Below are 21,483 nucleotides of genomic sequence, written 5' to 3' on the forward strand. Positions count from 1 at the left end.
GTACGGAGCACACGGCAGACAGCCGTATCGCGTTACGCCTCGTCAGCAGGGCGATCCCCATGCCACGTCGGCCGGTCCCTGGCTTCATGCCTGTCTACGTCCTCGCTCGTGTTCAGTCGCTCGTCTGTGGCACATCACGCCGCTGCCGCGACGAGCGGTGCTCTTCCTTCTCGGCGGGCGCACCAGTACGACCGGGCTTGTCGCCCGCGCCCTGGGGGCCGCCCACCGCTCCACGACCGAGCCCCTTGGCACCGGCCTCGGAGCCCTTGAGCGGGGCTCCCGCAGTATTGCGGGGCGCGCCGATCGCACCCTCCGGGTTGCCCGCCGAGCGCAGCACCGCCTGGCTGGCGCCGGGTTCCGTCTTCGCCGCGGGGGTACCGACGACCCCTCGCTGACCGAGAGCGCCCTTCGAGGGCTTATTGGTGACCGGTTCGTCGGCGCCGACGACCGTACCGCGCGGCACACGAGGGTTGGCCGTCCCACCGGACGTACGGCCCGTGACCGGCTTGCCGCCTACGACACCGTTGCGTGCCGCACCGGTGGGACCGGCCGTTCCGGACCGCCCGCCAGGCGGGGTGGCCGGCCTCGGCGTTCCGCCGGTGACGCCGCGCCCCATCGGTGCCCGCCCGGACTGAGCGGCCCCTCGTGCACCCGGCTGACCCGTCGGAGTCGTACGACCCACGGCACGAGCCGCCTGTCCCATGCGGCCCTGCGGGGCTCGGCCGCCCGCGACGGAACGTCCCGTCTGCCCCGCGGGTCCCTGCGGTACTCGACCGCTTCCGGCACCCGAAGGGCCGGTGCGTCCCTGCGCGGAGACCGGGAACCGGCTGGTCGGCCCGTAGCCAGGGGTACGGCCGGAGGTGGGCGCTACGGGAGGCCCCATCGGCCCCGGAGGCAGCGGCAGCTGCCCACCGCCCCCAGCGGTTGTCGGCAGAGTAGGCGCCGGGGAACTGGGCGGCGTGGCGGGCGTCTGCGGAGGCAGCGTCGTCGTGGTGTTGATCTCCGTGCCGACATCGTGCCCGGAGGGTGCAGTGGGCTCGGGAACTTCTTTGAGCGGCGGTACGTGGCCGCCGACCTCGGTTTCGTGCACGGTGGGCGTGCCGTGAACGGTAGCCGTAGCGTGGTGGCCTTCCACCGCGCTTCCGTGGTTTGCCGCCACACTTCGCCGGACGGTGACAGGGCGGGACGAGGCCGATTCCGAGCCGTTCGGCATCAAGCTCGTCGCATGTCGTGACGGCTTTGGCACACCCACATCCGGAATCGGACTGTACGGCTTAGGGTCGCTCGCCATAGCCGTCCCCAGCGCGGTCGCGGACACCGCGTAGAACGACGCCAGCCGGTTCACCTGGTTGATCGCCTCTTGGCGGTTCTTCTCCACGGCGAGCGCGGCGGCGTAGTCGGGGTTGCCGTCGACCTGCTTGGTCTTGGGCAGCTGCGTGGGGCGCTTCTGCTCGCTCGCGGGCCGGGTGTCGCGGGGCGGCATGGACTTGCGTACGGAGGCCAGCCCCGTGGCGGCGGCCGAGATCTCGGTCGCGGCGGCGTCGGCGAAGGTCGCAAGTCCCTTGGTCCAGTCGATGAGGCCCGAGGTCCACTTGTGGAAGGCGTCCGCGCCCTCGCCCTGCCAGTCGACGCCACGGAGGTGGGTCTCCAGGTCCGTCGCCGCGTCGTGGATGGCTGTACGGGCATCCCACAGGGCCTTGCTGGCCGTCTCCAGGTGCTCGGGGTTGGAGTGGTGGACCAGATCGATCATCGCGTTGAGGTCGTGGTCCTCGAAGTCGGTCCTGCCGAGGGACAGCACCGCTCCGATCGGCGTGCCCTTGAACGCGTTCTGGAACCGGCTGAGCGTGTTGACCGCGCCGACCTGCTCGTTGGCCTGCTGGACGTCGTTCTTGTACTCCGGCTTCTGCTGCCAGTTGTCGCTCATCAGAACTTGCCCCCCGCGGACTTGTTCCCGCCGCTGTGCTCAGCCCCGGCGGGCTTCTCCTGGGTGTGCTTCTCCTCGGGCTGCGCCTTGCGGTGTTCCGCTTCGAGGTGCGCGCGGATCTCCCAGAACCGGCGCCGGACCTCGTCCTCCGTACCGTCGTACGTGACGTCGGCCGCGTGGGCCGCCAGCGTCAGCGCCTCGATCTGCATGCTGAGGTTCTTCGACAGCGAGGTGAGACGCTCATGCACCTGCTCGTACCTGCCGTGCAGCTCGGTCGCCTCGTGGAAGGGGATGTTCGAGCCGCTGAAGGAGCTGGGGCTCAGCGTGTGCTCCGCGAGCCTGGACGGACTGCCCGGAGCCCCCTCGAAGGCTTTGAGCGCGTCGTCCACTTTCCTCTTGAACTTCGACAGCGCATCGATGCCGCGCCTCATGCCCGAGCCGCCACCGTCGCCCACCGCGACCCCTTCCCCGTTTCCCCGTTGGTAGAACTGGACAGGCCGAGGGGACAGAGTCGCGCCCCCGATCTATCGCTGACCACTGTAGTCATTGTGTAAATCGCGGCCAACTGAACTCTGCGACGGTTCAGTTGCGAAGGCGTCCCGAAGTGGTCGGGGCGTGATCGCCGGAGACCGACAAGGCGGTCAATAACGACAGATGGGGACGGTCATCTCCGCAGAAGCTTCACAGGGACACGCTGGACGGTGCGCCGGCGCACCTCCGCCGAATTTTCACGCCTGACAGATCCCGCATAGCGGACATGGCATTAATTTTCCCCGACAGCGGTTGCTAGCTTGACCCGCAGCGACGTAGTCACGGGGGAAAGGGCCTGTCCATGGCGTGGGACGAGTGGGAGCAGCTCAAGACGCGGGCCGCCGAGGGGCAGTCGGCGCACATGCAGCTCAACCATGTCGACGGGGGCGGCGGCACGTACGGCCCGTACGTCCTCCCCGGCAAGACCGGTGACCTCAAGGTGGGGCACGAGGATCTGGAGAAGATCGGCAGCGCCGCCCACCACCTCTACAACCAGCTCTGGGACAAGGCCCGCGTGGCCTCGCCCAGCAGCGACTCCGCGGCCGGCGACCTCTCCCAGCAGGGCTTCGCCCTCGGCGCCGGACTCCAGCACGTCTCGACCCGCTGGGAGGAGCAGCTGAAGTCGCTGATGGACGCCTGCGCCCAGATCTCCAACCACATGCAGACCACCAAGGCCGTGCACGCGAACGACGAGCACTACATCCAGCGGCAGATGAGCAGCATCGACACGCTGGACGCCGGGTTCGACGAGCGGGTCGGGGCGCCGGGAAAGAAGAACTCCATCTACGGGGAGAAGGACAAGAAAGAAGAACTCCATCTACGGGGAGAAGGACAAGAGCGAGCAGAAGGAGTAGCGGCGCCGGGAGAGCGCGACGAGACCTGCCTCCGCACCGGCTGCCACCGCTACCCCGAAGGACGACACCCGTATGGATTTCAACGCGCTGTTCCACGCCAACTTCAAGCTGCTCGACGACGCCGTCACCGACTGGTCGACGCTCGTCAAGCACCTGGCCGACCTGAAGAAGGACGCCGAGGACGACCTGCACAAGGCTGCCCTCACGGCCGACTGGGCCGGCGTGAACGCACAGGTCTCCAGGGAGTTCATCGGCAAGACCGCCGGTGAGTTCGGCGACGCCCACACGCAGGCCACCACCATCCACAACATCCTGCGCGACACCCGGGACGAGCTGAAGACGTATCACCAGCAGCTGACGGGCGCCGTCTCCCGCGCACACGACAAGCACCTGACCGTCGTCGACACCGGCAACGGCACGTTCACGGTCACGGGCAACACCCGGCCCGACTGGAACTCCGACCCCAGCGGCAACACGGGCGCGACGAACCAGAAGGACGTCGACGCCTTCCGCGACGAGATCCAGGGCATCCTCGGCAAGGCCACCGAGAGCGACAACACGGCCAGGGACGTCCTCACGGCGATCGTCGACCAGAGCACGACGGGCTTCTCCGACGCCGCCTACAAGGACCGGGACACCGCGGCGGATGCCGTCAAGGAAGCCGACGAGCTGGCGAAGCTCGCCAAAAAGAATCCGGACGACCTGTCCGTGGAGGACTTCGACCGGATCAACGCGGGGCTGAAGAAGTACGCGAACGACCCGCTGTTCGCCGAGCGCTTCACCACCGGCCTCGGGCCGCAGAAGACCCTGGAGTTCTGGACCGGGATCAGCGATCCCAACCGGGGCAACTACGAGCTGGGGCACAAGCGCCTCGACCAGTTCGACGACCTTCAGCGCAACCTGGGGCTCACGCTGGCCCACGCCACACAGAGCGATTCCGCGAGCATGACCGAGTGGCAGCGCAACATGATCGACATCGGTGACAAACCGCTCTACGGCGACCGGGGTGGCCCCATGGGCTTCCAGGTCATGAGCAACCTCATGCGGACCGGTGATTATGACGACCAGTTCCTGAAGGACTACGGAACCCGGCTGATGGTCACCGAGCGGAAGATGACCGGTAACGGCGCACACGGGAACCCGATATGGCAGCGCATGGGCGGGAGTGCCTGGCTGAACCGGATCGGCGACGACAGCGGCAACGATCCGCTCACCGGCTATCTCAAGGGTCTGTCCAACAGCCCTGACGCGGCCACCGATTTCCTCAACCAGCAGTACGTCTCCAAGGACGACCCGGACAACCCCTTCGAGCGGGACACGGACGGCAACGGCAAGAAGGGCAAGGTGTCGTTGTCGAACTTCCAGTACCTGTTCGAGGAGCGGGAGTGGCCCAAGGAGGCGGACCTCCACGGCGACGAGATCGTCACGGGCCAGAACAACCTTGCGCTGGCCCTGGAGGCCGCCACGACGGGACATCCGGCTGGCGAGATGCCCACGGTGGACACCCCTCCCCACAGTGCGGGGCAGGCGAAGCTCGTGGAGGACATCTTCCAGTCGGTGTCGGAGGACCCGAAGCGGCTGACCGGCCGCGGCTACATGTCGGACAGCATGGGCCAGATCGCCGCCGAGTACATGCCCGACATCCACCGGGAACTGCACGCGGGCGACGCCAGCGAGAAGACCCTGTTCCCCGTGGCGGGCACGGCGGCCAAGCTCAACGAGCGGGACATCACTCGGTTCCTGTACACGGTCGGCCAGAACCCCGAAGGCTACGCCGCGGTGAACCTCGGCCAGCACAGTTACACGACGCAGCTGATGCGGCATCACTTCGAGCACCCGGGGGCCTACGTAAGGGATCCTGCGTTCTCGGAGGCCGACAACCTGAAGCAGGGAACCGAACAGATCGCCCGGAAAGCGGGCGAGATCGAGGGCATCATCGGTGCCGGCCGCGCCTACCAGGCCGAACTGGAGGGTGGCGCGAAGGACGCCGACTACAACGCCGCGATCGAGAGGGCCGGAAGCTGGGGCGGCACGGCCATCGGCATCGGCATCGGCATGGCGACGGAGCCGATGACCGGTCCCGGCGGTGCCATCATCGGTGACGTGGCCGGTACGGCGGCCGACGAAATCATCGGGAAGATCACTGAAGGAGCCATGAAGGACAGCTCCGGAGAGATCATCTACCGCAACGGGGAGAGCTTCGAGGAGACGTCCGACTCCACCTACAAGCTGGTGGAGCTCGCCGCCCAGAAGGCGGGGGAGAACTCCGGGCACCGCTACCCGCTGATCGAGGCTTCGGTGGCCACAGCCGCGGAGGACGGTTTCAACACAGCCGGGACGAAGGTGCACAAGTACCTCGACGGGGAGGGCATCCCCAGGCAACTCGACACGGAAGACTGAGACATTGGCATCCACTCGTACCAAGTCCCTGCTCGCGGGGGGAGCGGCGCTGCTGCTCTGCCTGGTCCTGGGTGTCCTCTACGCACTGGGGCTGCCGCCCTTCGGGGACGAGGGGGGCGACATCAAGGCGTCCGAGGTGTGCGGGGTGCTGGGCCGCTCGTCCAGCAGCGCCACCGCGTTGAAGCGCGTTCTGCCCGACAAGTCGTCCTACGCGTTCGACGGCGCCGTGACCGACCCTCGTCTCGACGACATGGACTCGAGCTACTCCGCGTCCTGTTTCGTCGACGGCGACGGGAAGCAACTCGTCGCGGCGACGGCCGAGATGGCGCAGTACGGCAAGGCCGATGAGTGGGTGGAGGACGTGATCAAGAACAATGTGCCGGCCGGCACGGTGAAGCCGTTCGGTGCCGGCGACAAGGCAGTCGCATCGGACAAGGTCGCCGCCATCTACTTCCCCTGTGTCGCCCGCGGTGTCGGCCAACATCTGAGCGTGGTCGTACACCTCGTACAGCCCGGCAGCGCTGACAGCGGTCAACTGCGGGACGGGCTGATCACCCTCGCCCGGAACGCCGCACTGGCCGCCCACCGGAAGGCGAACTGCGACGCACCGCCCGAGCTGACGCACTGAGCCGGTGCGCCTCCTCCTGGCCCTCGGCGATGACGAGAATGCCAGGAAGACGATTGCCGGCCCTTGCCAGGGCCTCCTGGGGAAGCCATCGCGGTCTCTGTTCTCCTGTTCACCCTGACGAGTTGTCCCGAGGGCGATCAGCACGCTCGTCAAGGTGCTGAAGCCCGCGCGCCACGACGAGGCTGCCATGGAGAAGCTCGTTCGCGGTTACACGGTCCCACTGAAGAAACAGCGTCCGTGCAAGACCGCGTCCTGAACCCCGGCCGGGTTCGGCGCGTACGTTCTACCGTCCTGGGCCACCACGCGGTCCGCTGTCACCGCAGGGTCGGCCAGAACCGACGCGACATGCCGCGCCGCCTCTCCCGCGTACGAGGTCATCCTCGGCGCAGAAGCCCCCGGCGTCTCCTGCGCGCGTCTCGCAAGGCCACCGCTCCGCCGCTCAGGCCCGCCACCAGGACCGCCACGCCGACGGCCACGTACGTGGCGATGCGGGCGGTGCGTTCCTGGGGGGTTTCGCCGAGGGTGAGCCGGGCGGGGGTCGGGGCCTGCGCATGGGTGAGGCCCGCGTCGGAGTGAGGGGTCTCGATCGGGTGATCGTCCTCCGTCAGCGCGCGGACGGGGTCCACCACGCCCCAGCCGACCAGCCGGTCGTGGCCGGTGATGGAGCGTTCCGCCGTCTGCTCGATCTGGGCCACGACCTCACGCGCCGTCCACGTGCGGTGCTTCGCCTTGATCAGCGCGGCGACGCCGGCGACGTACGGGGCGGAGAAGCTGGTGCCGTTGTCGGTGCAGTGGCCGCCCTTGGGGACCGTGGAGATCATGTCGACGCCCGGGGCGGCGACTCCGACGAAGTCTCCGGACTGGGAGAAGGCCGCGCGTTCGTTGTTGCGGTCGGAGGCGGCGACGGCGAGGACGCCGTCGTAGGAGGCGGGGTACGTCTTCTTCGAGTTGCCGCCGAGGCCGCCGTTGCCGGCGGAGGCGACCACGACGATCCTGGCCGCCAGTGCCTCGTTCACCGCCCGGTGCAGGTCCTCGTCGGGGACGGCGGCGTCGGCCGTGTCCTGGGAGATGTTGATGACGTCGGCCTTCTCCTTGATCGCGTGCCGGATGGCCGTGGCGAGAGTGGCGGCCGTGCCGTGGCCTTCCGCGTCGTTCTGCTTGATCGGGATGATCGTGGCCTCGGGGGCGAGGCCGACGAAGCCCGTGCCCTTCATGGGGCGGGCCGCGATGATGCCCGCGACGCGTGTGCCGTGGCCGACCGTGTCGGTCGTGCCCTTGGCGTTGCCGCGGTCGAGGGGCTGGCCCTTCTTGTCCTTAGGTGGCAGGAAGTTGGCGCCCAGGGAGGCGTCGACGGCGTGGGTGAGCTGCGGGTTGGCCGTGTCGACGCCCGTGTCGATGACGGCGACCCTGGTGTTGCTGCCCTTGGACCGGCTCCACAGCTCGTCGAGGTTGACGCGCTGGAGCGCCCAGGGCGTGCCCGTGTACCTGTGGTTGGTCCTGGAGAACGTGCACTGGCCGAAGTCGGGGTCGGCCGCCGCGGCCGGTGCCGTCAGCAGGGTGACGGCCAGTGCCGCGGTCGTCGCGAGGGCCGTACGGGTCGGGAGCGTCCGCGTCATCGCCGTACCCCTCAGGAGCCCTGCGGCTGGCGGGCCGCCGCGGTCGACAGGCGGGGGCCGGTCGGCAGGAACTCCGACCAGGCCGCGGGGATCGGCGCGGGGCTCACATCGGCGTAGCCGAGGCGGGTCTGCGCCAGCTTCGCCTCCCCCTGGAGCTGCTTGCGCAGCCTGGCCGACATGCCGATGCCCTTGTCGGCGCCGGCGCTGTCGTCGTTGGACTGGAGGGCGTAGCGCAGACCGGTGTCGGTGACCAGGAACACGCCGCCGACCGTCGTCTTCGTCCCCTGGAACTGGCGGTAGAGCTGGCCGGAGCCGGCGGTGACGTAGGCGCTGGAGGAGCCGGTGGGCAGGACGGCCGGGAAGTCGGTGCCGGCCCAGGTGCTCAGGGTCGTGGCGCCGTTGTGGGGGTCGACGTGGCCGAGGACGTTGCAGACGGTGTTGCGGCTGCCGTCGGCGGTGGAGGCGTCGTTGACCGCGCTGGGTTTCTCGGTGGGCCACGTGTAGCGGGCGGCGAACGGTGCGCCACGGGTGATGGCGCCCGCGCTGACCTCCAGGGGGTGTCCGGCCTGGCCGAGCCGCACGAGGTCCTTGCTGACCAGCAGGAGCTGGCTGACGAAGTAGGAGACGGGGGCGACCCGGCCGGGGAGGACGACGAAGTACTGCTCCTGGCCGTTGACCGGCGCCCGGAGCACCATGCCGACGCGGTTGGCCTGCTCGTCCAGCTGGCCGGGGGCCTTGGCCGGGGAGCCGGGGACGCCGTCGATCGTCGGGAAGCGGATCGGGTCGCCCTCGTGCAGCGTCGCGATCCACTCCCTGGTCACCTGCTGCGGTGTGCGGTCGGTGCCCACGAGGGTCTGGAGGAGCAGGCTGTCGCCGGCGTCCACCGGGTAGGCCCGGCCGTGCGCGTCGATCACGTACTGCTTCTTGTCCGGGGTGGCGACGTAGAGGAGTTCGCCGCCGCGCAGTTTCTCCCGGGGGTCGGCGAGCTTGTCCTGGTCGCGCGGGGCGAGGACGAACGCGGCCCGCTGGAGGGAGTTGCCGCTGCCGCTCGGGCGTTCGCAGACGGCCCACTGCTTGGCCGCGCCGGCCTCCGTGCTGGAGGGCAGCCGGTCGGGGGCGTAGGGGATGCCGATGGTGACGCCGTGCGGAACCTTGCCGTTGTCGAGGATCGACTCGTCGACGGTGACGACGTCGACGTTGTTCTGGGTGTCGAGGACGAGCCTGGCGGAGGCCATGTTGAGCACCGGGTGGAGCTGGGTCTTGCCCTTGGTCTTCAGCACCACGTAGCGGGTGGTGGACTTGCTGGCGATGATCACCTTCTGGCCCGGGTCGTTCCAGCCCTGTGGAGCGGTCGGCTTGAACATGCCCCAGGCACCGAAGGCCGCGAGGACGACGACACCGACGATCGCGCCGGGCAGGACGGCGCGCAGCGGCCGGGGCGCTCCCTCGTCCGAGGCATCCGGTGACGACTGCACGAACGACGCGAGCATGCGGCGCTTCGCGAAGGTGTAGGCGTTGAGTTGGTCCCGCCGAGATGCCATCTGTGCCCGTTTCTCCCCGTGTCTCACCCGGAGCGTGCCCGGGGACCACGTTCCCCCGCCCTCCGTTGTCGGACCCGGCCCCTACTATGCCTGGTACGGAGCGGGTCTCGTGGAGCGGGTAGGGTACCTGGGCCCTCAAGGGCCTTGTTCAGTGGCCTGGTTCCAGCGAGTTGTGAGCAAATCGGGGGGATGGAGTGATGGCTTCCGGAGCGCGGACGCGAACACGCGGCCGGTCGGCGGCACGGGGCCGCGCGGCCGGGTCCGGGACGCCGGCGCACGAGACGCCCGCCCGGAGCGGCACGCAGCGGCAGCAGGTCACGCCCGGCCTCCGGCAGCGGCCGGGCCGGGCCGGCTCGTTCCGTTTGCAACGGCTCCTGCTGGTGGAGCTGGCGGCGGCCGTGCTGCTCGTCGGCTGGGCCGTCGGGATGGCGGCCCTGGTGCCGGCCGCGGTGATCGCCCTGGCACTGCTCCTGCTGGCGTTCGTACGGCGGCGCGGCCGCTCCCTGCCCGAGTGGCTGGCCACGGCTCGGGAGCTGCGGGCACGGCAGAAGCGGGCCGCGAACACCCCGATACCGCCGGGTACGGAGCCCGGGCTGGTCCCGGCGGTGGAGTGCGAGCCGGCCCTGCGCACGTACTCCTACGGCGCGCGTGACCGGCGGCCGGCCGGTCTCGTCGGGGACGGGACGTTCGTCACGGCCGTGCTCCAGGTGGAGGCCGACGCGACCGCGCTGCGGGCCGAGCGGAGCCGGCAGCCGCTGCCCCTGGGGCTGGTGCGGGACGCGCTGGAGGTGGACGGGATCCGCCTGGAGTCGGCGCAGATCGTGCTGCACACCCAGCCGGCGCCCGCGCTGCACCTGCCCCAGCAGTCCGTGGCCGTCGCCAACTACCTGCCGCTCCAGGAGCAGACCGGCGCCCCGGCCGTCCGCATCACCTGGATCGCGCTGAAGCTCGACCCCGAGCTGTGCGCGGAGGCCGTGGCCGCGCGCGGCGGCGGACTGACGGGGGCGCAGAAGTGCGCCGTACGGACCGCGGACCATCTGGCGAGCCGGCTGACCGGCGCCGGGTTCCGGGCGCGCGTGCTGGACGAGGAGGAGCTGGTCGCCGCCCTCGCCACCTCCGCCTGCGCCAATCCCCTGGTGACCGCGGAGGCGGGGCGCGGCGAGACCCGGGAGCGGCGCACGGAGGAGTCCGGGCGCAGCTGGCGCTGCGACAACCGGCGGCACACCACGTACTGGGTCCGGCGCTGGCCCCAACTGGGCGGCGCCGGAGGCGAGTCGCTCCCGCAGTTCGTCGCCCGGGTCACCGCGATACCGGCCCTGGCGACCACCTTCAGCCTCACCCTCGCGCGCGGGGAGCGGCAGGAGGTGTCGCTGTGCGGGCATCTGCGGGTGACCGGGCGCAGCGACGACGAACTCGTCGCGGCGCGCCGCGCCCTGGAGGACGCGGCCCGGCAGGCAGGGGCCGGCCTGGCCCGCCTCGACCGTGAGCAACTGCCCGGCATGCTGGCCACTCTGCCCCTCGGAGGTGCGCGGTGACGACGATTCCGACGGCCCCCATGACGCCGGGTACGCCCGCGCGGGAGGCGAGTGAGCCGTCCGGGCCACGGCGGACCGTCGAGCGGCTGCGGCACGGGCTCGGCCTGATCGGCCCCCGGCACGGCCGGCACGGGCTGCCCGCGCAGCAGCTGGACGCGCTCGCCCTGCCCATCGGGGACGACGGAGTGGTGGCCGGTGTCGACGCCGAGGGCCAGCCGGCCGTCCTCGGCATCAACCGGCCCACGCCGTACGACGTCGTCCTGATCGGTGGCCTGTGGACCGCGCAGGTCCTGGCGCTGCGCTCGGCCGCCACCGGCGCCCGGGTCGCCGTGGAGACCGGCCGGCCACAGGCCTGGATGCAGATGGTGCACGCCATGGGCGGCGGACAGAACGGCCTGTCCGTGTACGACGTCGGGCGGGTGCCGCCGCAGGGCGCCTCCGCCGGTACACCCGTGCTGGTGGTCCGGGACTGCGGTATGCGGCCCCCGCGCGGCCGGGTGGTGTCCGGGCCCTGGCAGTCGGTGCTGACGCTGCTGCCGTACCTCAGCCCGGTCGCGCCCCGGCTGCTCCGGCAGGCCCGGCTCGCCGGCATCCAGCGGGTCTCGCCGGACGAGGCGGCCGAACTGGGGCGCACGATGGGCCTGTCACGCACCGAGATCGAGTCGCTGCCCGCGCTGCCCGACGGCGTCACCCTGTGGTGCACCGACCGCGACCGGCAGTACGTGCTGACGCAACCCACCGACGCCGAGACCGGATTGTTGGGCACACCCCGACGGATGGACTGAACGCCCCTTTCCGCCGCTTTTGTTCGCGGTCTCGACGGGTCCACGAGGGACGCACGGGGCGTCTGCGGGCGTGCGTGACCTGGTGGGCGGGTGCCGAGGGACGGGCGGGCCTGCCGAGGGGCCGCTCCTGGTGATTAGGCTGGGAGCGGGCGCGATGGCAGGACCCGTGGACCGGGCGTCGGTGTCCCGGGGGGAGGGCCGGTGCACCGGACCGCCCCGAACGACGACGGACGACTCGGTACGACACGACATGGTCGCCCCGGCACGGCATGAGGGTGCTCGACCACACCAGGAGGAACTGTGAGCAGCGATCGGGACGGGACGCGCGGGGGCTGGGACACACCCGGCGATGACCAGCCCGACGCGGAGGCCGTCGAGACCACCGGCGAGTTCACCATCGACTACGCTCCCCCCGCCTGGTACACGCAGAACGCGTCCGGTACGGGGGCGGGCTCGGGCGGCGTGAGCGGTTTCCCCGGGGCCGGCGACCCCCGGACCGCCGGTGGCCCGGGCTCTTCGGCGGCCCCCGGACTGCCGTTCCCCACGGGCACGCCGGTCACTGGTCCGACACCGCCTCCCCCGTCCGCCCAGCCGACGGGCACCCCGCCCCAGGGCACTCCGTACGCTCCGCCGCAGGGGGCTCCCTTCACGCCGCCGCAGGGCGTCCCGGCGCAGGGGGCTCCGTACGCTCCGCCGGCTCCGCCCGCGCCGGTGAGCGGTCCGCCGTTCGCCCCGGCCGCGCAGCCCGCGCCGCCGGTCGGCAGCCCCGTCCCGATGCCGCGGCTGCCCGAGGGCTTCGAGCCGCAGGACGCCCGGCAGGAGGCGTCGGGCGCCTCCCCCGTGGTCGAGCCGGAGACGGACAACGGCGACCTGGAGAGCGGGGCGACCATGCGGTTCTCCGCCGTCGCCCTGAAGCGCCAGATGGCCGAGATCGCCGAGCGCACGGCAGCGACCGGGGAGCCGGGTGAACCGGGTGAACCGGGTGAACCGGGTGAACCGGGTGACTCTGACGGTGAGGCATCCACGGAGAGCACGGTTGCCGCGAAGGTCGGCGGCGTGGACGCCGGTGACGCGGGCGACGAGGTCGGTGGGGGCGAGGTCACGCCGGCCGGTGTCGCCGAGGAGTCCGGCGACGGCGCCGGCGCGCGGACGGACGGGGTGGCCGACGTCGCCGCCACCGTCCCGGAGGCTTCCTCACCCTCGGTGAACGAGGCGCGGCGCGAGGACGATCAGGATGGCGCCGAGGGCACGGGGACCTCCGAGGCGCCGGAGACGGCCGCCTCGGACAACGGCTCGGCGGACAACGCCGCCGCGGGGCAGGGCCCGGACGCGGCTGCGCAGCCCGGCGAGCAGGAGGGCACCACCGACGCCGCCCGGCCCGGGACACCCGAGGACTCGGCCGACGCCGCGCAGTCCCACGCGCCGGAGGACGCCTTCTCCGGCGCCGGTGACTCGGCTGACGGCGGCTCGGATGACGCCGCCCGGCAGACTGGTGCACCGCGCTCGGACGCACCGCACGCGGAGGCACCGCACGCAGACGCTTCGCACGCGGACGCGCCGGAAACGGAGGGACCGCAGGGCGACCCACCGCAGCCTGACGCGCCGCAGACCGACGCGGCCCAGCCCAACGCCCACTTGGGCGGCGCCACACAGCCCGGCGGCCACGGCGCCCAGCAGCCCGGCGGATACGGCTTCCCGCAGCCCACCCCGCCCGGGACCGGCACCCCGCAGCCCGGCAGCCCGCAGCCTGGCGGCCACAACGCGCAACAGCCCGGCGCCTACGGCTTCCCGCAGCCCACCCCGGCCGGGGTCGATGCCCCACAGCCCGGCGTCCAGCAGGTCGGGGTTTTCCAGCCCGGTGCAGGCGTTCCGCAGCCGGGCGTGTCTCAGCCCGGAGCCGGCGCCCCGTACCCCGCCGCGCCCCCCGCTCCCCCGGCCCCTCAGGGGGCGCAGCCCGGCTGGGCCCCGCAGTCCGCGCCGTCCGCGCCGCAGAACGGGCTGCCCCCGTTGCCGCCCTCGTACCAGCCCGCCGCCCCCGCTGCCGCGGCCCAGTGGCCCGCGCAGCCCGCGCCGCAGCAGACTCCCCCGCCGCAGACTTCCCCGCAGCAGCCCGGTCCGATGCCCGGCCAGCAGCCGCAACCGCCGGCCGCGCAGGGCCCCGTCGGCGTGCCCGGCCAGCAGCCGCCGTTCCAGCCGCAGGCCCCGCAGCCCTCGCCCGCCGCATGGAACCAGCAGCACCCGGCCGGCCGGCCCGGCGCGCCCGCCGCACCGGCGCCGTCCCCGCAGCCGACGCCCAACGGCCCCACGCCGCCGACCGGTTACGGTTTCCCGCAGACCGGCGCACCCAACACCTTTGCCCCGCCGGCCGGTTACGGTTTCCCCCAGCCCCCGGCGCCCCAGCCGAACCCCAACGGACCCACGCCGCCGAGCGGTTACGGCTTCCCGCCGGAAGCCGCCGCCCCACAGCCCCAGCCCCAGCCCCAGCCGCAGCCCGGCGGCTACGGTTTCCCCCAGCCCCCGCAGAACCCGGGCTTCCCCCCGGTGTCCGACGCGCCGCAGGCCCCCCAGGCCCCGGTCGACCCCCGTTCCGGTGCCGCGTGGCCGCAGGCCGTCCAGCATGACCAGCGGCAGCCGACCAACCCCGGTGCGGCGCCGCTCGGTTACACCGCTGCCGTGGAGCTGTCCGCGGACCGGCTGCTCAACAACAAGCGGCAGAAGGCGAAGAGTGGCCGGCCCACGGCGGCCACCTCACGGTTCAAGCTGGGCGGGAAGAAGGAGGAGGCCGAGCGGCAGCGGAAGCTGGAGCTGATCCGTACGCCGGTGCTGTCCTGCTACCGGATCGCGGTCATCAGCCTCAAGGGCGGCGTCGGCAAGACGACCACGACGACCGCGCTCGGTGCGACCCTGGCCACCGAACGGCAGGACAAGATACTCGCCATCGACGCGAACCCGGACGCCGGCACGCTCGGGCGGCGGGTGCGGCGCGAGACGGGGGCGACCATCCGTGACCTCGTCCAGGCGATCCCGTACCTGAACTCGTACATGGACATCCGGCGGTTCACCTCGCAGGCGCCCTCCGGCCTGGAGATCATCGCCAACGACGTGGACCCCGCCGTCTCGACCACGTTCAACGACGAGGACTACCGGCGGGCTATAGACGTGCTCGGGCGGCAGTACCCGGTCATCCTGACCGACTCGGGTACGGGTCTGCTGTACAGCGCCATGCGCGGGGTGCTCGACCTCGCCGACCAGCTGATCATCATCTCGACGCCGTCCGTGGACGGGGCGAGCAGCGCCAGTACGACGCTGGACTGGCTGTCCGCGCACGGGTACGCCGACCTGGTCTCCCGTTCCCTCACCGTGATCTCCGGGGTCCGCGAGACCGGCAAGATGATCAAGGTCGAGGACATCGTGGCGCACTTCGAGACGCGGACCCGCGCCGTCGTGGTCGTGCCCTTCGACGAGCACCTGGCCGCCGGCGCCGAGGTCGACCTCGACATGATGCGCCCGCGGACACGCGAGGCGTACTTCAACCTCGCCGCGCTGGTCGCCGAGGACCTCACCCGCCACCAGCAGGCGCACGGACTGTGGACGAGTGACGGCAACCCGCCGCCGGTGGCCGCTCCGCCCATGCCGGGCCAGGCCCAGGGCCAGCCGTACGCCCCCGGTCAGCCGTACCCGCAGGGGCAGGGACAGCCGTACCCGCAGGGGCAAGGGCAGCCCTACCCGCAGGGGCAGCAGCCGTATCCGCAGGGCCCCGGACAGCCGTACGCCCCGCCGCAACAGCCGTACCCGGGGCAGCCGTATCCGGCGCAGCCCGGGTATCCCCAGCCCGGACACCCCCAGCCGAAGCCGGGCCAGCAGCCGCCGCAGGCTCCCCCGGCCCCGCCCCAGCAGTAGGCGCACGCAGGAGGGAGGCACGAGAAGGGCGGCCGGTGCTCCACCGCACCGGCCGCCCTCCGTGTCGTACCGCCCTGCCGCGCTACCGCCGTACGGCGGTCACTCCTGCGCCGCCACGATCTGGCGGCACCGCTCCACGTCGTGCGCCATCTGGTCCAGCAGGGCCTGAAGCGACTCGAACTTCGCCTGGCCGCGCACGTAAGCGAGGAAGTCGACGGCGACGTGCAGGCCGTACAGGTCGAGGCCGACGCGGTCGATGGCGTACGCCTCCACCGTGCGCTCGGTGCCGTCGAACTGCGGGTTCGTGCCGACGGAGATCGCGGCCGGCATGACCTCGTCCTGGGCGTGCAGATAGCCCGCGTACACGCCGTCGGCGGGGATGGCGGTGTGCGGCAGGGTCTCGACGTTGGCCGTCGGGAAGCCCAGTTCACGGCCGCGCTGGGCGCCGCGGACGACGATGCCCTCGACGCGGTGCGGGCGGCCCAGGATCTCGCGGGCGCCCGCGAGATCGCCCTCGGCGACCAGACGGCGCGTCAGGGTCGAGGAGAACGGCTCGCCGCCGCCCGCCTCACCGGTGACGTACAGGTCGACGACGTCGACCTCGAAGTCGTAGACCTTGCCCTGCCCGATGAGGAACTCGACGTTGCCGGCGGCCTTGTGGCCGAAACGGAAGTTGGGGCCCTCCACGACCGCCTTGGCATGCAGCTTGTCCACCAGGACCTTCACCACGAAGTCGGCGGGCGACAGCTTGGAGAACTCGGTGGTGAACGGGAGGATGAGGACCGCCTCGACGCCCAGCTCGGCCATCAGTTCGGCGCGGCGGTGGTGCGGGGCGAGCAGCGGCGGGTGGCTGCCGGGGCGGACGACCTCGCTGGGGTGCGGGTCGAAGGTGACCACGACGGCGGGTACGCCCAGTTCACGGGCGCGGTCGACGGTGTGCTTGATGATCAGCTGGTGGCCGCGGTGGACTCCGTCGTAGGAACCGATGGTGACGACGCTGCGCCCCCAGTCCTGGGGGATGTCCTCCAAGCCACGCCAGCGCTGCACTGTGACCGCTCCTCGAACCCGTGTCCGTGTCTGTCCTGACCTCGTTGTGCAGGTCTAAGGGTGCCATGCCGGGTGCGCGCTGCCCGCATCGGCATGGAGGCTGTGACGGGGCGCACGTTCCCGCCGCCGCTCAGGCCGGTACGCGTACGCCCGCCAGGCTCTCGATCACGCGGCGGGTGCCGGGGCCCGGCACGGCGGCCCAGTCGTCGGGGGCGTCGGTCAGCCAGCGGGCCAGGCGCGCGGCGAAGCCGGGCACGTGCCGGCCGAGGTCGGTCAGAGCGCGGTCGAACCGGACGGCCCCCTCGGACGTGCGGGCGAGGAGCAGGCCGGTGCGGTGGACGAGCCCGCGGACCTCCTCCTCCGGTCTGGCCTCCTCCTGGCCGCCGCTGTCCTGGGCCACGGCCGCGTGCAGGACGGCGTCCAGTACGGCCGGGTCCTGTTCCCGGGTGAGCAGTAACTCCAGCAGTTCGCGGCGCAGCGGGCGGGAGGCGGGGGTTCCGGTGGCGGCGAGGACGGTGGCGAGCGCCGCCCGGAGCTGCTCGGGACCCTCGTCGAGCAGGCCGGTGACGAGGGGCAGCAGGACCGGGCGGGCGGTGGGGCCCTGTTCGAGGCGGCGGTCGACGTGTCCGGCGACGTGTCCGGCGGTGTCCGGACGCAGCCGCACCGCCTCCCCCACGAGGACGGCGACGCGGCGGGCGAGGGCCGGATCGGTGACCTCGGCGAGGCTGCGCAGGGCCGCCGCGGTGTCCAGGCCCTCGGTGTCCGGGGCACGCAGGTGCGTGCGGAAGGCTTCCAGGACCGGTTCCGGGTGGGTGGCCAGGGCCGGGATCAGGGCGCTCGGCGGGAACAGCGGGTCGCCGTCGGCGAAGTGGCGCAGTGCGGCGGGCAGATGGCGGTCGCGGGTCCGCGGGTCGTGGACCAGCAGGGCGAGGGCGCCGCCGTGCAGGTCACGGTCGGCGGGGCGGGCGAGCAGCGCGAGGGCGGCCCAGCGCAGCAGTTCCCGGTCGGCGTCCGAACGGACGTGCGGGGCCGTGCGCAGTCCGCTCGTCACCGCCGCCGCCCGGCGGACGGGACGCTCGTCGTGCGCCCAGCGGTCCACGGCCCGGCACACGGCCGACGGCTCGTCCTCGGCGAGTACGGCGAGCAGCTCGTCGGCACGGCGGTCCCCGCAGGCCACCAGCACCTCGGTGAGATCGTCCGGTGCGCCGTGCCGGTGCGTGTGCAGCAGCGCCTGCGCGGCCGTGGCCACGGTGGCGTGCGGGGTCGCGGGCAACGGGCGCTCGTCGGCGAACCAGCGGGTCAGCAGGGGCTGTACGACGGTGGGGGCGGCGGCGAGCAGCCCGGCGACGGCGTCCAGGTACCGGTCCCCGGCCGCGGGCGGCGCCGGGTCGGCCAGCACCAGCCGGCGCAGCAGGTCCAGGCGCTCGGCGCCGGAGACGGGCACGGCCGTCCAGAAGGCCGGGCCGAACTCGGCCGGCACGGGCCGCTCGGCACGGCGCCGGGCGACGACGCGGTCGGCGAGCAGGCGCAGCACCTCGGTGTACGGCGTCGCGTCCGGGACCTCGAGCAGCGTCCGGGCGAGCAGCCGGGCGGCCCACCAGGAATCGGGGTCCCGCTCCAGGGCGTCGATCAACTCGCCCAGTTGGTAGGCCAGTTGCTGGGGCCCGTGCTGGCGGGCGAGGTGCAGCAGCGCCTGTACGACGGGGCCGACGCGGTGGTGCGGCACCGGGACGGGGTGGGACTCGTGGCGGCTGCCGGGGCGGTGCACCAGGGCCCGCAGAGCCTCCTCCAGGTCCAGGTGCACGCCCTGGATCCAGTCGGCCAGTTCCTCGTGGGCGAAGCGGTAGCCGCGGCCGGCCGGCACGAGGAGCCCTTCGGTGAGGACGGCTGAGGCCCAGCCGGTACCGCCGCCCAGCCGGGCCGGGGCGGGCCCCCAGGGGAACACCGCCTCGAACGCCTCCCGGTCCAGCTCGCCCTGCCCGGGCCCGAGGCTGCGCCGGGCGGCCTCGTGCACCTGGCCGGCCACGCGCGCGGCGAGCCGCCGTACGGCCGTACCCCGCAGACCGGCCGCGGCGGCGAGACGCACCGCGATGCGCAGGCACATCAGGTCGAGGTAGGCGGCGAAGACGTCGTGCCGGTCGACGGGCCCGGCGACCGGGGCGTCGGGGACGGCGGCCCGGACCTCGGACACCAGCCGCAGAGCGAGCGGATGCCCGGCGTCCCGCCCAGCCAGAACACCCTCCGCGATGCCGTACCGAGCACGGGCCCGGCATGCCTCGTCGTCGTCCAGATCACCGAGACGCAGACAGGGCGGAAGCGGCAGAGGGGCGTTACCGGGCGCGGGGTCGGTCGTGCGGCGCGGCGGGGCCGGGGACACGGCCGGGGTGGCGGGTGGCGCCTTCGGCGGGGCCGGGCCGGTACAGCCGGCGGGCGGGACCGCGTCGGCGGCCGGGGAGGAGGGCCGAGCCTCTGCGAGGGGGACGGCCGGCGCCCGGACCACATGCTCGGCCGGGGCGGGCAGCGGCACTGCCGATGTGGCCGCGACGGGGAGCGGTACGTCCGGCGCGGCCGCTGCGAGGAGTGGTGCTTCCGGCGTGAGCGGACCGGGCGCGGCAGGACGCGGGGCCGCGTGAACGGGGGCCGGAACGAAGGGCCGCGCATTCGCGGTGGGGACGGCCGACGGCGGAACCACAGGGGCGCCGGCCGGGGCAGAGGCCCGCGCACCCGCGGTCGGGACGGCGGACGGCGAGACCACAGGAGCGGCCGCAGCGGAGGGCGGCGCGTCCGCAGTCGGCCGTGGGGGCGTCGGAGTGGCCGGGGTGTGGAGCAGGTCGGCCGGGAAGTACGTCCCGGCGCGTTCCCAGTACTCCTCGCGACAGGCCACCACCAGGCGGGCCCCGGTCCCGCGCAGCCAGTCGGCGGTACCCCGGGTCCACTCGGGCAGCCGGTGGGCGAGGACGGGCGGCATCTCCTCGGGGCCGTCGAGGAGGAGCAGCAACGGGCGGCCCACCCGGGCGGCGAGGCCGGCCAGGCGTTCGGGGGTGAGGTCGCCGAGGTCCTCGGGGTGCGCGCCCCGGGACGCGGCGACGATCCGGGCGGCCCGCTCCACCGCCCGAGCGGCGGCCTCCGCCACACAACCGTCGGTCTCCATCAGGTCGGCACCACGCAGCCACACCGTCGGCGCGGGCGGACCAGCCCCCACCCGGCCGACCGCCGCGGAGCCGTCGGCCTCTGCCGCATCGCCACCACCCGCCCAGACCTCCGGCCCGGACAGACCACCCCCCACCCGGCCGACCGCCCCCACCGCAGAACCCTCGGCCCCCGCGGGTTCGCCACCGGCCACCGCCGCCACGGAACCACCGGTTTCCGGCAGGTCGGAACGGCACGGGTGCGGGTGCGGGGTCGGCGTGGGGAGATCGGAACGGCACGGGTGCGGCGTAGGCAGGCCGGTCCGGGCCCGGCGGGCGGCGAGTGCCGCGAGTTCTGTCGTTCGGCCGCTGCCCGGGGCGCCGACGAGGCCGAGCACGGGCCGGTCGCCCCCGGTGAACGCGGCCAGCTCCCGCACGATGCCGGCTCGTTCGACGGCGTCCGTGTCGCCGGTGAGGGCACCCGGAGGCCCGTCCTGGCCCACGGAGGTCGCGGTCAGCTGGAGGATGCCGGCGAGGTTGAGGTCGGCGCCGTACGCGGGCACGGTGGCCGCGTTGCGGGCGAGCACACCGGCGAGGGTGGTGCCGGCGGCGGGACGCAGCGGGACCGCGAAGCCCGCGTCGCGCCGGTCGGAGCGCAGGGCGGTGCCGAGGACCCCGACGACCGCGCCGGTGCGGGCGTCGATCACCGGCCCCCCGGCCGCGCCGCCGCCGAGCCGGAGCGCGTCCCGGCCGGCCGTACCGATGGCCAGCTCCAGGGCGTCGTCGAGGAGGTGGACGCCGTGCGGGGCGGTGTAGGTCACCGGGGTCGCCGCCAGCACCCTGGCCTCGCGCCAGCAGCCGGCGACGATCCGTACGTACGTGCCGGCGTCGATGCGGTCCCGCGCCGTCAGCGGTAACGGGTCCACGCCCAGGCCCTGGGTACGCACCAGAGCGAGGTCGAGGGCGGGCAGCGGGGTGACCGCGTCGGAGGTGACCACGCGGGTCCGGCCGGCCGCGTGCAGCACCAGGCGGGAGAGGCCGTCGACGTTCTCGTGGCTGGTGAGCAGGGTGCCCTCGTGATCGACGAGGAAGCCGAGGCCCCGGAGGCGGCCGGCCGGGTCGTGGAGCCGGACGAGAGCGGCGTCGGCCCGGCCACCATCAGCACCGGCACAGGCGGCACGCTCTCCGTCGGTCCCCGTACCGGTACCAACACTGTCCACGTCGGTCACGCAGACGCCCCGGCCGGACTCGTCCCCGTGCTCCCGGCGCCCGCCCGCGGTGCGCGGGCCCCGTTGCGTCATGGCCGTACCTCCCGCCGTCCCCGCGTGCCCTGGGCACCGACGGTAGGCGCGTGATGATCGGCGGGACAGATCCCCCGGCGAACGCGCCCCCTTCCGCTCCCCCGGTTCACTCCGAGCGCCTGCCCGGACGGGTGAATAGGCGGGGGCGGCTGGACAAGGCTAGGGGTGGGGGAACCGGGGGGGCCGTGGAGCGGCGGCAGGGGCGGGGGTCCGTGCCCGGCCGCCGCTCCACGAGAGGACGACGGCCGGGGAGGACGAAGGCCCGGCGGACCATCCGGCCGCCCGGCCCGGCG

At 73.0% G+C, this 21,483-nt stretch carries 11 protein-coding genes and 1 pseudogene; 6 read left to right on the top strand and 6 right to left on the bottom strand.

Annotation, left to right across the window (positions count from 1 at the left end):
* Positions 1-112: 112 nt before the first annotated feature.
* A complete protein-coding gene (locus ABZ117_RS19425; RefSeq protein WP_356822314.1) occupies positions 113-1,924 on the bottom strand; it encodes a hypothetical protein in 1,812 nt (603 codons plus the stop codon).
* Positions 1,924-2,355 carry a hypothetical protein gene (locus ABZ117_RS19430; RefSeq protein ID WP_356822315.1) on the bottom strand — a complete coding sequence of 144 codons (432 nt, stop codon included), beginning with the start codon at positions 2,353-2,355 and terminating at the stop codon, positions 1,924-1,926. The genes ABZ117_RS19425 and ABZ117_RS19430 overlap by 1 nt, the downstream gene beginning before the upstream one ends.
* A gap of 401 nt (positions 2,356-2,756) precedes the next feature.
* On the opposite strand from ABZ117_RS19430, the pseudogene ABZ117_RS19435 reads away from it, so the two are divergent.
* From ABZ117_RS19435 to ABZ117_RS19445, 3 genes and pseudogenes are all read left to right on the top strand, one after another.
* Positions 2,757-3,257, top strand: a pseudogene (locus ABZ117_RS19435) (hypothetical protein); the annotation flags it as partial.
* Between the two features lie 124 nt (positions 3,258-3,381).
* Complete coding sequence (locus ABZ117_RS19440) at positions 3,382-5,709, top strand: DUF6571 family protein (RefSeq protein ID WP_356822317.1); 2,328 nt, start codon at positions 3,382-3,384, stop codon at positions 5,707-5,709.
* Between the two features lie 4 nt (positions 5,710-5,713).
* A complete protein-coding gene (locus ABZ117_RS19445) occupies positions 5,714-6,337 on the top strand; it encodes a hypothetical protein (RefSeq protein ID WP_356822318.1) in 624 nt (207 codons plus the stop codon).
* A 374-nt stretch (positions 6,338-6,711) separates the two neighbouring features.
* Here the strand turns inward: ABZ117_RS19445 and mycP are convergent, their stop codons facing one another.
* Together mycP and eccB are read right to left on the bottom strand one after the other, a co-directional pair.
* Positions 6,712-7,953 carry a type VII secretion-associated serine protease mycosin gene (gene mycP / locus ABZ117_RS19450; RefSeq protein WP_356822320.1) on the bottom strand — a complete coding sequence of 414 codons (1,242 nt, stop codon included), beginning with the start codon at positions 7,951-7,953 and terminating at the stop codon, positions 6,712-6,714.
* An 11-nt stretch (positions 7,954-7,964) separates the two neighbouring features.
* Complete coding sequence (eccB, locus tag ABZ117_RS19455) at positions 7,965-9,494, bottom strand: type VII secretion protein EccB (RefSeq protein ID WP_356822321.1); 1,530 nt, start codon at positions 9,492-9,494, stop codon at positions 7,965-7,967.
* 197 nt (positions 9,495-9,691) lie between these two features.
* Here eccB and eccE point away from each other — a divergent pair, with 197 nt between their 5' ends.
* The 3 genes from eccE (at position 9,692) to ABZ117_RS19470 (ending at position 15,714) form a co-directional block, all read left to right on the top strand.
* Positions 9,692-11,029, top strand: coding sequence for a type VII secretion protein EccE (gene eccE / locus ABZ117_RS19460; RefSeq protein ID WP_356822323.1), 1,338 nt, complete (start codon positions 9,692-9,694; stop codon positions 11,027-11,029).
* A 20-nt stretch (positions 11,030-11,049) separates the two neighbouring features.
* Entirely contained in the window at positions 11,050-11,814 is a 765-nt protein-coding gene (locus tag ABZ117_RS19465; RefSeq protein WP_356822560.1) for a hypothetical protein, read from the top strand.
* A gap of 300 nt (positions 11,815-12,114) precedes the next feature.
* Positions 12,115-15,714, top strand: a complete 3,600-nt coding sequence (locus ABZ117_RS19470; protein WP_356822325.1) for an SCO5717 family growth-regulating ATPase — start codon at positions 12,115-12,117, stop codon at positions 15,712-15,714.
* A gap of 99 nt (positions 15,715-15,813) precedes the next feature.
* Here ABZ117_RS19470 and ABZ117_RS19475 read toward each other — a convergent pair whose 3' ends face one another.
* Positions 15,814-16,761, bottom strand: coding sequence for a bifunctional riboflavin kinase/FAD synthetase (locus ABZ117_RS19475; RefSeq protein WP_356822326.1), 948 nt, complete (start codon positions 16,759-16,761; stop codon positions 15,814-15,816).
* A 130-nt stretch (positions 16,762-16,891) separates the two neighbouring features.
* Positions 16,892-21,190, bottom strand: a complete 4,299-nt coding sequence (locus tag ABZ117_RS19480; RefSeq protein ID WP_356822328.1) for a trypsin-like peptidase domain-containing protein — start codon at positions 21,188-21,190, stop codon at positions 16,892-16,894.
* Positions 21,191-21,483: the final 293 nt, after the last annotated feature.

Origin of the sequence: Streptomyces sp. NPDC006309, from assembly GCF_040613095.1 — a bacterium.
In the GTDB taxonomy this organism is placed as follows: domain Bacteria; phylum Actinomycetota; class Actinomycetes; order Streptomycetales; family Streptomycetaceae; genus Streptomyces.

What these genes read in the sequence shown, in the direction of transcription:
- ABZ117_RS19425 (WP_356822314.1), bottom strand. Translation starts at nt 1,924, where the DNA reads ATGAGCGACAACTGGCAGCAGAAGCCGGAGTACAAGAACGACGTCCAG.
- ABZ117_RS19430 (WP_356822315.1), bottom strand. Translation starts at nt 2,355, where the DNA reads ATGAGGCGCGGCATCGATGCGCTGTCGAAGTTCAAGAGGAAAGTGGAC.
- ABZ117_RS19440 (WP_356822317.1), top strand. Translation starts at nt 3,382, where the DNA reads ATGGATTTCAACGCGCTGTTCCACGCCAACTTCAAGCTGCTCGACGAC.
- mycP (WP_356822320.1), bottom strand. Translation starts at nt 7,953, where the DNA reads ATGACGCGGACGCTCCCGACCCGTACGGCCCTCGCGACGACCGCGGCA.
- eccB (WP_356822321.1), bottom strand. Translation starts at nt 9,494, where the DNA reads ATGGCATCTCGGCGGGACCAACTCAACGCCTACACCTTCGCGAAGCGC.
- eccE (WP_356822323.1), top strand. Translation starts at nt 9,692, where the DNA reads ATGGCTTCCGGAGCGCGGACGCGAACACGCGGCCGGTCGGCGGCACGG.
- ABZ117_RS19465 (WP_356822560.1), top strand. Translation starts at nt 11,050, where the DNA reads ATGACGCCGGGTACGCCCGCGCGGGAGGCGAGTGAGCCGTCCGGGCCA.
- ABZ117_RS19480 (WP_356822328.1), bottom strand. Translation starts at nt 21,190, where the DNA reads ATGACGCAACGGGGCCCGCGCACCGCGGGCGGGCGCCGGGAGCACGGG.